The organism is Variovorax sp. LjRoot130 (genome assembly GCF_964253755.1).
In the GTDB taxonomy this organism is placed as follows: domain Bacteria; phylum Pseudomonadota; class Gammaproteobacteria; order Burkholderiales; family Burkholderiaceae_C; genus Variovorax.
Genome location: NZ_CAXURM020000001.1, coordinates 2,819,812 through 2,832,897, shown reverse-complemented (window position 1 = coordinate 2,832,897; position 13,086 = coordinate 2,819,812). Strand labels below are relative to the sequence as shown.

Here is a 13,086-nt window from a genome sequence, read left to right as displayed (position 1 = left end):
ATGAATGGATTCGTGCTGTCGGTGAGGAGAATGTAGGCCTCGCCAACGATTAGGAAAAATTAAATCTTTTGACATTGGCATGTTGTAAACCTAATATCGTCCGATGCCCCTTTCCAAGCACGCAAGCTTTCGCCAGCTCAACACCTTCCACGCGGTGGCCCGGCTCGGCAGCGTGTCGCTGGCGGCCGACGAGATGCACCTGACGCAGCCCGCGGTATCGATCCAGATCGCCACGCTCGAGGAATCGGCCGGCACACCGCTGCTGCAGCGCACCGGCCGCGGCATCCGGCTGACCGAGGCCGGCGAGCTGCTGGCAGGCTATGCGGGGCGCATCCTCGACCTGTGGCGCGAGGCCGGCGAGGAAATGGCCACGCTGCAGGGCGTCTTCTCGGGAACGCTGCGCGTCGGCGCCATCACCACCGCCGAATACCTGCTGCCGCCCATCCTGGTGAACTTCGCCAAGGAGCACCCGAAGGTGAAGCTCAAGCTGCAGGTCGGCAATCGCGACGAAATCGTGCGCATGCTCGCGGGCCAGGAGATCGACGTCGCGATCATGGGCCGCCCGCCCGCCGAGCTGAAGACCGATTCGAGCGCCTTCGCCAAGCACCCGATGGCCTTTCTCGCGGCGCCCGGCCATCCGCTGATGTCGGCGCCCAAGCCCAGCCTCGCCCTCCTGTCGGACACGCGCATGCTGGTGCGCGAGCGCGGCTCGGGCACGCGCACCACGGTCGAGCGCTTCTTCAAGGACAACGGCCTGCCGCTGCGCATCGGCTCCGAGCTGTCGAGCAACGAGGCCATCAAGCAGATGTGTGCCGCGGGCTTCGGCATCGCCTTCCTGTCGATGCACACCTGCGTGCTCGAGATGAACGCGGGCCTGCTCGGCCTCCTGCCCGTGGCGGGCAATCCGATCGTGCGGGACTGGTACGTCATGCACCTCGCGTCGCGGCAATTGCCGCAGGTCGCGCTCGCCTTCGAGGACTATCTGCGTACGCATGGCCAGGCCCAGATCCAGCAGCAGCTCGGCCATCTGCCGGCGGCGCGGAAGCCGGCGCGCAAACGCAGCGCGCAGCGCGGCTGAAAACGAATCTGCCCTCAGGCGCCAAGCTGCATCCGCACGCCGAGCCACATCGCGCGCGGCGCGCCCGGGGCCACGAATTGCTCGTTACGCCATGCATCGGGCGGCAGCACCGCGCCGCCGGCGTCGAAGCCGTTGCGGCCGAGCTGGCCGGCGCTGGCGTAGCGGCGGTTGAACACGTTCGCCACCTTGGCGAAGAGTTCGACGCTGCGGCCCAGCTTCCAGCTCGTCGTGAGATCGAGCAGCGCATAGCCGCCCACGTAGCCGGTGCCGCTGAATTCGACCCCGTCGGGCGTGTGTGCGCCGTTATCGTTGCCGCGTACGGATCGCCGCGAGTAGGCGCGGTATTGGGCTCCCAGCGTCCAGGCCGGCGTCACCCGCCAGTCGACGTTGAACTTGAGATGGTGGGCGGGCAAACCAGGCAGCCGATCGCCGCGGCGCACCGCGATCTCGCCTTCGCCGCCGCACGCGGAGCTGGTTTCGGCGCTGCTGTTGGATTCGGACACCAGGCACGCCGGAGAGTCGTATCTCGCCTGCAGGTAGCTGTAGGACAAGGACCATGTCAGCGGGTCCGTCCGCTGCTCGAGTCCGAGTTCCACGCCCCGGCGCAATGTGCGCCCGAAGTTCGTGAAGTAGCCGCGCGACAGCCCGCTGCTGACGAACAGCAGATCGTCTTTGTTCAGGGTGCGAAAGACCGAGGCGTTCCAGCTCAGGCCCGGCGCGAAAGTGCCTCGCAACCCGGCCTCGAGCGTCTGCGACACCACCTGCTTGAGGGGCGGGTCGGACTGCAGCGCATTCGGCAGCACGCAGGCGTTTTGCGGATCGGAGCAGCCCAGCTCGATCGGGCTCGGCGCACGGCTGCCCTGGCTCCAGCCGCCATAGGCCGTGAGCCGCGGTGTGGCCTGCCAGGTGAGGCCGGCGGCAGGATTGAACTTGCGGTAGCGGCCCTCGCCGTCGAGCTGCGTGGAAAGGCCGAGCAGCGCCCGGCCTTCGTCGCGGGTCGTCACACGGGTGTCGTTGTAGCGGCCCGAGAGGTTGAGCTGCAGGTCGGGCCTGAGCGCCACCAGGTCGTGGAAGTAGATGCTGGCCGTGCGGCTCTTGCCCGCCAGCAGCGCGTCGACCTCGGCTTCTTCCTGCGGCACCACCGAACGCGTCGCGTCGAGGAAGCCTTCGGCCTCGGTCTGCGCGAAGCGCGTGCGCGCCCGGTCGACGGAAGCGCCGAAGGTGAAGCGATGAATGCCCGCGTTGACCGTCGACTGCAGCGCCAGGCCTTCGCCGTGCTGCCGCGTCCTCGTCCGGTTCTCCACGCCCGACTCCTCGACGTCGGGCGGATCGAAGTCGTTGTTCAAGTCGCCATTGAGCGTCGAGTAGCGCGAGCGCCGCGTGTACGCCGTCATCGAGATCGTCTGCACGTCGCTCAGCTGGTAGCTGGCATTGAGCGTCAGCATCGACATCCGGTTGTCGGTGCGGTCCGGCCGCGTGTAGACCTGCTTGCGGTTCTGCATGAGCATGGACTCGGGCAGCAGGCCGTTGCCTACCAGCCGGTTGTCGCCATGGGTGAAGCTCAGGTCCCAGGAAAGCTTTCCGCGGTCCTGCCCCACCTTGGCGAAGAGCTGGCGCACGCGCGAGGGCGAGTGGTCGCGCCAGCCGTCTTCGTTGAGGCCGCCGAGCGCCAGGAACAGATGCCCGTCTTCGCCCAGCTTGCGCCCGTGCGTGAGCTCGGTGCTCACCCGGCCGAAGGAGCCGGCCTGCAGCTCGAGCTCGGTGCCGGGATGCGTATCGCCGCGCTTGGTCTGCAGCGACAGCGCGCCGCCGAGCGTGTTGAGGCCGAACAGGGGGTTTGAGCCCGGCAGCAGCGTGATGCTGGAGATCGCCGCCTTGGGAATCAGGTCCCAGTTCACCACGTCGCCGAAGGGTTCGTTGATGCGCACGCCGTCCTGGTACACCGACAGGCCCTGCGGCGTTCCGAGCAACGGGCCCGCGGTGAAGCCGCGGTAGTTCACGTCCAGCTGGTAGGGATTGCCCTGGATCTCGTTGACGCTGACGCTCGGCAAGCGGGTGGCCATGAAGTCCGGCAGATTCAGGCTCTGCGCGCGGCGCAGCTGCGCGTCGTCGGCAGTCTGCACATTGGACGGGATCTGGTCCTTGGGCACCTCGATGCCGGGCACGGGCGTGGTGCCCACCACTTCCACGGTGGGCAATGCGGCCACTGGCGCGGCTTGCGCCTGTGCCTGCGATTGCATCGGGCAGGCCGCCGCAACGACGGCCAGCCCGACCAGCCGGCGGGTGGTCTTCTGGTTCGGTTGGCTCATCGGTGCGATTTCCTGTTCAGCCGCCGGTGCGGGCAAGGCCCAGCTTGTCCACCATGGCGCGCTCCTGCACGAAGATCTCGCGGCAGGACTGCGCATAGGCCTGCGGCCCGAGGTAGTCGATCTCCTGGTCGTACTTCGCCAGCTCGTCCTTGAAGCGCTGATCGAACATGGCCTTCTTGAAGGCCTCGTGCAGCACCGTCACCACCCCGGGCGGCAGGCCGCGCGGGCCCGCCAGGCCGAAGGGCGACTTGGCCACGATGTCGAAGCCGAGCTCGCGCAGCACCGGCACCTCGGGCCAGCGCTTCGAGCGCTCGGCGCCGAAGGTCACCAGCAGCCGAAGCGTGCCCGTATCTACCGCCGGCCCGAAGCCGGTGGAATTGACGCCGGCCATCACCTGCCCGCCGGCGATCGCGTTCAACTGTTCGGCCGTGCCCTTGTACGGCACGTGGATGTAGCGCAGGCCGCGGGCAGTGAACAGCTCCTCGAGCACCATGTGCGGCGTGGTGCCGATGCCGTTGGTGGCGATGGTCAGCTCGCCGGGACGCGCGCGTGCGAATGCGAACAGATCGTCGAGCGAACGGATGCGACTGGCGGCCGCAACCAGCACGCCGAAGGTGACGCCGGAAACCTGAATGATCGGCGTCACGTCGCGAATCGGGTCCCACAACACCTTCTGCGTGTGCGGCACGCGAAAAACCGGCTGCGGCATCTGGGCGACGGTGTAGCCGTCAGGCCGCGCCTGCTGCAGCACCGGCATCGCCAGCGTGCCGCCGGCGCCGCCGCGGTTTTCGGTGAGGACCGGCTGGCCGAGCCAGACCGAGGCCAGCTCGGCGAGCAGCCGCAGCGACACGTCGGTCGCGCCGCCGGCGGGCCACGGCACCCACAGCGTGACGGGGCGCGAAGGAAAGATTTCGGGGGAAGCCATCGCGCCGCCCAGCGGCAGCGCGCCCAGCGCCAGTGCGGCGGCCCGCCGCAGCCAGCCGCGCCGGTCGATGCGATCGTGCAGGCTCATTGGATAACCTCCGTGCTCCGCACCGCGGTGCGAGCCCCTTCGGGCGGCCGGGCGGGGCTCATGTGCCCCCTCCCCGCTTGGTCAGGCCGCCGAAGCCGCGCTGCGGGTCGTAGCCCCAGCAGGCCAGGCCGAAGAAGACGATCAGGCAGCCGAACACGACATAGGGCGCGAGGCCCGGGTCCTTGCCGTAGAGCGCGAAGCGAATCCACTCGACCGCGTAGGTGAAGGGATTGAAGCGCGCCAGCTGGTACACCCACTCGACCCCCGACTCCTGCAACTTCCACAGCGGGTAGAGCGCGGTCGACAGGAAGTACATCGGGAAGATGACGAAGTTCATCGTGCCGGCGAAGTTTTCCAGTTGCTTGATGTGCACCGACAGCAGCAGCCCGAGCGCGCCCAGCATGAGCGCGCCGGCCGCCAGCGCCGCGAGCGCATGCAGGCCGGCGAGCGACAGCAGCGGCACTTCGGTGCCGATCAGGGCGGCCACCACCACGAACGCGAGCGCCTGCAGCACCGACAGCAGCGCGGTGGCGCACAGCTTGGAGAACAGCAGCCAGGGCCGCGGCAGCGGCGCGGTAAGCAGCAGGCGCATCAGGCCCATCTCGCGGTCGTAGACCATCGCGAGCGACGACTGCATGCCGTTGAACAGCAGCACCATGCCGACCAGCCCGGGCACGATGTACACGTCGTAGGGAATGTAGGTGTCGTAGGGCTCGACGATCGCGACGCCGAAGACGTTGCGAAAGCCCGCGGCGAAGACGGCAAGCCACAGCAACGGGCGCACCAGCGCCGACACCAGCCGCCCGGTCTGCTGCGAGAACTTGTACAGCTCGCGCAGCACGATGGCGCGCATCGCCTGCAAGGCGTGGCCCAGCCCGCGCCGCGCCAGTGGCTCGGCACTCGCGCTCTCCGGCGTTTTCAGCGCGCGCTCGGACATAGCTTCTCCGGCGCATCGGCGCCCAGCGTGTCGAGCACGTTGCGCGGATGCAGTACGCCGTCGGCCGGTGCCTGCGCGATCACGCCCTGCCCGTCGCTCAGCAGCATGGGCTGGCGCAGCTGGCCATCCCAGGCGCGGAAGCTCAGGCCGGTGCCCTTGGAACCGTCCAGCGAGCTCTTCGCCACGGCCTGCGCCCAGGCCGCATTCGGCCCCTTGGGCGCGGCGATGGCCGCGGCCGTCAGCGTCTTGCCGGCCATCCACGCCGCCCAGTCGTGCGCCGTCATCGGCCGCTTCGTGGCCTTGGCGAAACGCCGCGCGACCTGCGGCGCGCCGTAGCGCTCGAACTGCGCGTGCCAGGCCAGCGCCACCAGGCCGCCGTCACCCACGACCGGGCGCGGCAGCACGGTGCGATAAGGCAGCGTGCGGGCGAATTCGCCGTCGCTATCGACCACCCAGACGGCGTCGTAGCTGCTGCCGGCCGTCAGCAGCAGCGGGTTGGCCAGGTCGCGCTCGCGCGGGTCCGCCGACAGCTTGAAGGGTTTGCTGCCCACCAGTTGCAGCCCGTAGCGTTTGATCGACGCCTGCGCGGTCGCCGCACGCGAGGCATCCTGCGGGCTGCCGCCCACCAGCAGGAGCAGCTTGCTCCATTTGCGCGACACCAGCGTCTGGGCCAGCGCATCGCTGCGCATGCGCTCGCTGGGAATCAGATGGAACAGTCGCTCGCGGCAGTCTTGCTGGCGCAACCGGTCGGACGCGTCGCTCAGGTTCAGCACCGGCAGCTTCACGGCATCGGCCACCGCCAGTGTCCATTCGGCAGGCAGGTCGGTCAGCAGCACCGCGGCGCCGTTCTTCTCGGCCGCCACGGCCGCCGCGCGCGCCGCATCGACCGAAGCGGCCGGCACGCTGGCCAGGGCCACCTCCGCGCCCGCGGCTTCCAGCTCGAACCTGGCCTCATCGACGGCCAGCTCGAGGCCCTCTGCGAGCGGGCCGCCCGGATGCCCGAGGTAGGCGCGCTCGACGCGCGAACGCTCCAGGCGCGCATCGTCTGCGGGCGTGATCAGGGTGGCCTTGAGCACCGCCGCGGCCGCCGGCGCAGCGTCGATCAGAACTGCCGCCAGCGACGCGAGCGCAAGCCAGGATACCGGTGTGCGCTTCCTCATTCCACGATCACGAGTCCATAAGGCACGCGTCCGACCGGAACGCTCTTGATCGCCTTGGCGAGCGCCACGTCGACCACCGTCACGTCGTCGCTCAGCCCGTTGACGACGTAAAGCCGCGCCTCTGCCTTGTCGAGCGTGACGTTCCAGGCGCGCTTGCCGACCAGCACCAGCGAGCCGACCTTGCGGCTCCCCACGTCGACGAAGGCGACGTGGTTCGCGCGCCCGAGCCCGACGAAGGCCCGCCGGCCGTCCTTCGTGATCTGGATACCCACGGGCGTGATGTCCTCGGCGCGCGCGCCCTTGAGCTCGAACTTCAAGGTGGCGATCACCTCGTGCGTGGCGGTCGAGACGATGCTGACGCTGGCGCCCAACTCGTTGGTGACCCACAGCTCCTTGCCGTCGGGCGTGATCGCCATGCGCCGCGGCCGCTTGCCGACCCGGATGTTCTTGGTGACCTTGCCGCTGGCGGTGTCGATCACGTGCACCAGGCTCGCCACCTCCGAGGTGACGTACAGGGTCTTGCCATCGGCACTGACCTTGACGCCTTCCGGTTCCGCGCCCACCTTCACGGAGCGCAGCTTCTTGCCGCTGGCCGCGTCGATGAAGCTGGCCTCGCCCGCGTCTTCGTTGGAGACATAGATGACCTTGCCGTCGGGCGACAGATCGAAGGCCTCGGGCTCGTCGCCCAGCGGGATGCGCCGCACCGACTTGCCGCTGGCAGGGTCGATCAGGTCGGCCTCGTTCGAGTCAGTGCAGGCGACCATCAGCTGGCGCTCGGGCGTCAGCTGGATGTGGCGCGCGCGCTTGCAGGTGGGGATCGTGCCCTTCACTGCCAGCGTCCCCAGGTCGATCACAGTCAGCGCGCTGTCTTTCTCGCTGGACACGTAGGCGGCGCCCTGCGCCAGCACGGCCTGGCTCGCGGCCGCCAGCGCCAGTGCGCCGGCGGCGGCGCGAAGCCGCGTGCGCAGGATCGGACGAGAAGGTCTCGGCATACATGTCTCCATCTTTTGTTTTCGGGATTTTCAAGTTTCAAGTTGTGCGCGCGATGAAGCCCTCCTCCAGCGTGTCGCCGCCGAGCAGCCGGCTCACCTGCGCCGGCGTGCCGTCCGCCAGCAGCGCTCCCTTGTGCAGCACGAGCACGCGGTCGGCTTCCTCGGCTTCGTCCACCCGATGCGTCGCCCACAACACGCACACCCCGCGCTCGCGCACGTCCGCGCGCAAGGCGGCCAGCAGATCCTGGCGCGATTTCGGATCCAGCCCGACCGTGGCTTCGTCCATCAACAGAACGGCCGGACGATGCAAACCCGCGCGCGCGAGCTCGACCTTGCGCCGGTTGCCGCCCGACAGCTCGCGCACCTTGCGGTCCAGATCTGCGTCGATGTTCAAGCGCTCGCAGGCCGACGCAATGCGCTCCTGCGCCAGCCGCCGCGGAAGGCCATGCAGGTCGGCCTGGAACAACAGGTTGCGCCGGATGCTGAGGTCGAGATCGAGCGACATCTGCTGAAACACGACGCCGATATGCCTGAGCGCAGCGGTCGCGGAATGGCGCAGCGAATGGCCGGCCACTTCGACCTCGCCTTCGTCAGCGGCGAACATGCCGGTCAGGACCTGGAACAGCGTCGACTTGCCGGCGCCGTTGGGCCCCAGCAGCGCCACGAACTGACCCGCAGGCAGACGCAAGGACAACGACTGCAGGGCCGTGCGCGTGCCATAGCGCTTGGTTAAGTCAATGGTTCGCAGCATGGAGGCCGAAGGGATTCGTCGAGCTGTCGTAGTTTCAATGATCAAGGGTATTTGCCGTTCGCTATCAATCCGCAAATTCTGTGCCTCTTCCCTTCGCAGGGTTTTCACTGAAATCCGTCCTACACATTTGCCCGCGCAAGCGCCTCTGCAACCCATCGGCACTCGACATCCGTACTTGGCGCGAGACACTTTGCGTCAAATTTGGATGCGCATGCGGCGCATTGCCGCCGCGACGCGTGACGTGCGGCGCGGCGAAGGCATCCAACGCTGGGGATTTCCCTAGGTCCGATAGTCCTCTTGCAGTCCTCGAAAACCGGCATCCGCCGAGGAGACAGCGCACCCTGCCGATCGAAGCCGCATCGGTGAGCTCGACGACTGGGTGGCGGCATGGTGGGCATGGATGTTGCGGTCCGCAGCCTTCGCCAAACCGATCGAATAGATCCGAAGGCTGCTGCCAATTCGTGTTCGATACCCACTGTCAAATGTGAGGAGACATTTATGAAATTTTCCAGGCAGATCGTCGGCCGTCTCGTGCGGCACGTCGGTGTCGCGATGCTTGCTCTTCCGGCCTTGGCGCTTGCCAATGCCGATGTAGAGAAGAACGTCGCGAACTCGAAGAACTGGGCGATGCAAGCGGGCGATATGTTCAACCAGCGCTACAGCAAGTTGAACCAGATCACCAAGAGCAACGTCGGCAAGATGCAGGTCGCATGGACCTTCTCTACCGGCGTGCTGCGCGGCCACGAGGGCTCGCCCCTGGTGGTCGACGGCACGATGTACCTGCACTCGCCGTTTCCGAACAAGGTGTTCGCGCTCGACGTCGAAACCCAGAAGATCCTGTGGAAGTACGAGCCGAAGCAGGATCAGTCGGTGATCGCGGTCATGTGTTGCGACACGGTGAACCGCGGCCTGGCCTATGCCGAGGGCAAGGTCTTCCTGCAACAGGCCGACACCACCCTGGTCGCACTCGACGCCAAGACCGGCAAGGTGGCGTGGTCGGTGAAGAACGGCGATCCGAAGGTCGGCGCCACCAACACCAACGCGCCCCATGTCTTCAAGGACAAGGTCATCACCGGCATCAGCGGCGGCGAGTTCGGCGTGCGTGGCTTCCTGGCTGCCTACAACATCAAGGATGGCAAGCTGGCCTGGAAAGGCTACAGCACCGGGCCGGACGAAGAGATGCTGATGGACCCCGGCAAGACCATGACCTGGACCGACGGCAAGCTCGCGCCGGTCGGCAAGGACTCTTCGCTGAAAACCTGGAAGGGCGACCAGTGGAAGATAGGCGGCGGCACCACCTGGGGCTGGTACAGCTACGACAAGGCCACCAACGCCGTGTACTACGGCACCGGCAACCCGTCGACCTGGAACCCTTCGCAGCGCCCCGGCGACAACAAGTGGTCGATGAGCATCTGGTCGCGCGACGTGGACACCGGCAAGGTTAACTGGGTGTACCAGATGACGCCGTTCGACGAATGGGACTTCGACGGCATCAATGAAATGATCCTGGCGGACATCAACGTCAAAGGCAAGCCGACCAAGGCGCTGGTGCACTTCGACCGCAACGGCTTCGCCTACACGCTGGACCGCGTGACCGGTGCGCTGCTGGTGGCCGAAAAATTCGACCCCAAGGTGAACTGGGCCTCGCACGTCGACATGAAGACCGGCCGGCCGCAGGTGGTGGCCAAGTACTCGACCGCGCAGAACGGTGCCGATGTCAATACCAAGGGCGTCTGCCCCGCGGCGCTGGGCAGCAAGGACCAGCAACCGGCTTCCTACGACCCCAACACCAAGCTCTTCTACGTGCCGACGAACCACGTCTGCATGGACTACGAGCCGTTCAAGGTCGAATACACGGCTGGCCAGCCCTACGTGGGCGCCACGCTCTCGATGTATCCCACGCCGGGCAGCCATGGCGGCATGGGCAACTACATCACCTGGGACGCCGGCACCGGCAAGATCGTGCAAAGCAAGGCGGAGAAGTTCTCGGTGTGGAGCGGTTCGCTGAACACCGCCGGCGGGATCTCCTGCTACGGCACGCTGGAGGGCTATCTCAAGTGCGTCGATGCCAAGGACATCAAGAAGGAGCTCTTCAAGTTCAAGACCCCGTCAGGCATCATCGGCAACGTGTTCACCTATGAGCACAAGGGCAAGCAGTTCATTGGCGTCCTCTCCGGCATCGGCGGCTGGGCCGGCATCGGCATGGCAGCGGGCATCGATCCAGAGAAGAGCACCGAAGGACTCGGCGCTGTCGGCGGCTACAAGGAGCTGAGCCAGTTCACCGAGCTCGGCGGTTCGCTGACCGTGTTCGCGCTGCCGAGCAACTGAGCCGCAAGCCGCAAGCCGCGATGTGCGGGCGGGCCGGGAGAGCACTCATGAGAGGGCTCTCCCCTCTACTTTCCCAAAGATATCGGAGACCCAGGAGCCATGAAATTTCGTACGTCAACGTTGCTGCCGTCCCTTCTTCTGCTCGCCGGCGTGGCCTGCACAATGGCCTTCGCAGCGACAGACCCGGCGCCTTACAAAGTAACCGAGGGCTACAAGGTGGACCCGGAAACCATGAAGGGATTTCGCGCCTGGCGCTCCGCCGCCTGCGATCGCTGCCACGGTCCCAACCAGGAAGGCATGGTCGGCCCTTCTCTCATCAACAGCCTGAAGACGCTGAAGAAGGAAGAGTTCGTCAAGATCGTGCGCGACGGAAAGCTCGACAAGGGCATGCAGAGCTTCGGCAACAACCCCGCGGTGATGGACAACATCAACCAGCTCTACGCCTACCTCAAGGGCCGATCCGACGGCGCGATCACCCGCGCCAGAGTGGAAGAAAACAAATGACCGTCCGGCAGCCCGCTGGCAGGCCCCGGCCCATCGCCGCCCGCCTGCGCGCGGGCGTCGTGGGCGCGGCATGCTGTTGCGCGCTGATTCCCGCCGTGGCCCAGGACACGCCGGCGCGCAAGGCGCTGCGCGTGTGCCAGGATCCGAACAACATGCCCTTCTCCAACACCAAGGGCGAGGGCATCGAGAACCGCATTGCCGAGCTGTTCGGCAAGGCGCTCGGACTTCCGGTGACCTACTACTCGTTCCCGCAGCGGCTGGCCTTCTTCCGCAACACGCTGCGCTTCAAGCTGCCGGGACAGGACTACCCCTGCGACATCGTGATGGGCGTGCCGGTCGGCCTCGACGAGGTCTCCGTCACCAAGCCCTACTACCGCTCGACCTATGCCCTGGTTTTCCCCAAGGGCAAGGGAATGGACCACGTGGCCTCGGCCGAGGATTTCCTCAAGCTCGATCCGGCCAAGCTGAAGGCGCTGCGCATCGGCATCTACGACCGCTCGCCGGCCTCGCAATGGCTCAACCGGCACGGCCTGCTCGAACAAGGCGTGCCTTACAAGCTCATGAGCGCCGACCCGGCGCAGTATCCGGGCGAGATCGTCGAGCGGGACCTGGCCGAGGGCAAGCTCGACGCCGTCGTCGTCTGGGGTCCGATCGCCGGCTTCTTTGCCCAGCGCGTCAAGACGCCGGCCCTGGTCGTGGTGCCGCTGAAGTCCGAAAAGGGAATCCGGCTCGACTACCAGATGGCCATGGGCGTGCGCTACGGCGAACGCGAATGGAAGCAGCAGGTCGAGGGGCTGATCGAATCCAAGGCGCCCGAGATCCAGGCGATCCTCAAGGAATACGGGGTCCCGCTGGTCGATGCATCGTTCGGGGCGCCCAATAACTAGAGCCTGTACAGACTCCAAGCCGACTTCCATGCGCTTCGCCGTCGCCGCCTCGCTTTGCGCCTTGCTCGTCTCGCCACTGGCCTCCCGGGCCGAGGGCGAGAAGCCCGACTTCTCGGTCGCGGAGCGCCTGCTGTTCATGACCCCGCAGCTGCAGAGCGTGCAGGCGCCGACCCTGCTGCGCTACACCTTCAGCAAGACAGGCAGTCTCGAAGAGGGTTTTGTCGACAGCGTCACGGTGGGCCTGAGCGCCAAGGCCGACGGCAGCTGCTGCGATGCCAAGGGTGCATTCCTGAGCGGAGAGCGCAAGCTGCAGGTGCCCGATGTGCCGGCAGCCGCCGGCAACCCCGTCATCCTCTACTTCCTCGAGCATGACGTGCGCGAGATGAAGCGCCTCACCGGGGGCTCCGAGAATCATTTCCGCAAGCGCCTGCGCATGGCGGTCTACCAGGGTGCCGAAGTGCGCGACGCGACGATGCGCTACCAGGGGCGCACGGTCAAGGGCAAGGAGATCGTGTTCAGCCCGTTCCTGGACGATCCGAACCGGCCGAGGTACGAAAAATTCGCGAAGAAGAACTATCGCTTCCTGCTCTCGGCCGCAGTGCCCGGGGGCGTCTATGGCATCCGGACGCAGATCCAGGGCGAAGGCCTGGCCGCCAAGCCCCTCCTCGTCGAGGAACTCCTCATCGAGGGTGCCAAGGCGCCGGCGCGCTAGCGCCACTCTTTCGAAACCTGGCGAACCTCATGAAGAAAACCCTCCGCCTTCTCTGCTTTCTCGGCCTGCCGATGGCCGCGCATGGCGCCGCGCTCGCGAACGATTTCCCCACCGTGGACCGAGTGCTCTACGTGCAGGAATGCATGGCCGCACATCCCGGCACCAGTACCTTCGAGATGATCAACAAGTGCTCGTGCGCGCTCGACGCGCTCGCCAAGGAGGTGAAATACGCGGACTACGTGCAGCTGAGCACCGCGAGCAAGGCCACCACCATCGGCGGCGAGCGCGGCGGCTACATCCGCGATTCGGAAAAGCTGCAGGCCGACATCAAGCGCTACCGCGCGCTCCAGGCCAAGGTGAAAAAGGGCTGCTTCATCGGCCCGGCCAACGGACGCTGAACGGCGCCCGAAAAGCGC

The 13,086-nt window shown here is 66.7% G+C and carries 12 protein-coding genes; 6 read left to right on the top strand and 6 right to left on the bottom strand.

What is annotated here, in order from left to right; all coding sequences use genetic code 11:
• Positions 1-103 precede the first annotated feature (103 nt).
• The gene (locus tag ACSQ86_RS14190) at positions 104-1,078 is read left to right on the top strand and encodes a LysR family transcriptional regulator (protein ID WP_436304068.1); all 975 of its coding nucleotides are present in this window, start codon (positions 104-106) and stop codon (positions 1,076-1,078) included.
• A gap of 14 nt (positions 1,079-1,092) precedes the next feature.
• On the opposite strand, the gene ACSQ86_RS14185 is transcribed toward ACSQ86_RS14190, so the two are convergent.
• From ACSQ86_RS14185 to ACSQ86_RS14160, 6 genes are read right to left on the bottom strand one after another with little or no spacing between them, the layout of a single operon-like run.
• Positions 1,093-3,387 carry a TonB-dependent receptor gene (locus tag ACSQ86_RS14185; RefSeq protein ID WP_436308987.1) on the bottom strand — a complete coding sequence of 765 codons (2,295 nt, stop codon included), beginning with the start codon at positions 3,385-3,387 and terminating at the stop codon, positions 1,093-1,095.
• Between the two features lie 16 nt (positions 3,388-3,403).
• Positions 3,404-4,399, bottom strand: coding sequence for a tripartite tricarboxylate transporter substrate binding protein (locus ACSQ86_RS14180; protein ID WP_436308986.1), 996 nt, complete (start codon positions 4,397-4,399; stop codon positions 3,404-3,406).
• A gap of 58 nt (positions 4,400-4,457) precedes the next feature.
• A complete protein-coding gene (locus ACSQ86_RS14175) occupies positions 4,458-5,336 on the bottom strand; it encodes an ABC transporter permease (protein WP_436308985.1) in 879 nt (292 codons plus the stop codon).
• Positions 5,318-6,496 (bottom strand): branched-chain amino acid ABC transporter substrate-binding protein, encoded by a 1,179-nt coding sequence (locus tag ACSQ86_RS14170; protein ID WP_436304064.1) that lies wholly within the window; start codon positions 6,494-6,496, stop codon positions 5,318-5,320. The genes ACSQ86_RS14175 and ACSQ86_RS14170 overlap by 19 nt, the downstream gene beginning before the upstream one ends.
• The gene (locus ACSQ86_RS14165) at positions 6,493-7,488 is read right to left on the bottom strand and encodes a PQQ-dependent catabolism-associated beta-propeller protein (protein ID WP_436290364.1); all 996 of its coding nucleotides are present in this window, start codon (positions 7,486-7,488) and stop codon (positions 6,493-6,495) included. Before ACSQ86_RS14165 ends, ACSQ86_RS14170 begins: the two co-directional genes overlap by 4 nt.
• 37 nt (positions 7,489-7,525) lie before the next feature.
• Complete coding sequence (locus ACSQ86_RS14160) at positions 7,526-8,239, bottom strand: ABC transporter ATP-binding protein (RefSeq protein ID WP_436306296.1); 714 nt, start codon at positions 8,237-8,239, stop codon at positions 7,526-7,528.
• Between the two features lie 552 nt (positions 8,240-8,791).
• On the opposite strand from ACSQ86_RS14160, the gene ACSQ86_RS14155 reads away from it, so the two are divergent.
• The 5 genes from ACSQ86_RS14155 to ACSQ86_RS14135 all read left to right on the top strand — a co-directional run bounded on the left by ACSQ86_RS14155 (position 8,792) and on the right by ACSQ86_RS14135 (position 13,068).
• Entirely contained in the window at positions 8,792-10,567 is a 1,776-nt protein-coding gene (locus tag ACSQ86_RS14155) for a methanol/ethanol family PQQ-dependent dehydrogenase (RefSeq protein ID WP_436306295.1), read from the top strand.
• Between the two features lie 99 nt (positions 10,568-10,666).
• Positions 10,667-11,071, top strand: a complete 405-nt coding sequence (locus ACSQ86_RS14150) for a c-type cytochrome (RefSeq protein WP_436308984.1) — start codon at positions 10,667-10,669, stop codon at positions 11,069-11,071.
• Positions 11,068-11,958, top strand: coding sequence for a substrate-binding domain-containing protein (locus ACSQ86_RS14145; protein ID WP_436308983.1), 891 nt, complete (start codon positions 11,068-11,070; stop codon positions 11,956-11,958). The genes ACSQ86_RS14150 and ACSQ86_RS14145 overlap by 4 nt, the downstream gene beginning before the upstream one ends.
• Before the next feature lie 28 nt (positions 11,959-11,986).
• Positions 11,987-12,670, top strand: a complete 684-nt coding sequence (locus tag ACSQ86_RS14140) for a hypothetical protein (RefSeq protein WP_436304062.1) — start codon at positions 11,987-11,989, stop codon at positions 12,668-12,670.
• 29 nt (positions 12,671-12,699) lie between these two features.
• Positions 12,700-13,068, top strand: coding sequence for a hypothetical protein (locus ACSQ86_RS14135; RefSeq protein ID WP_244504004.1), 369 nt, complete (start codon positions 12,700-12,702; stop codon positions 13,066-13,068).
• The last annotated feature ends 18 nt before the right edge of the window (positions 13,069-13,086 follow it).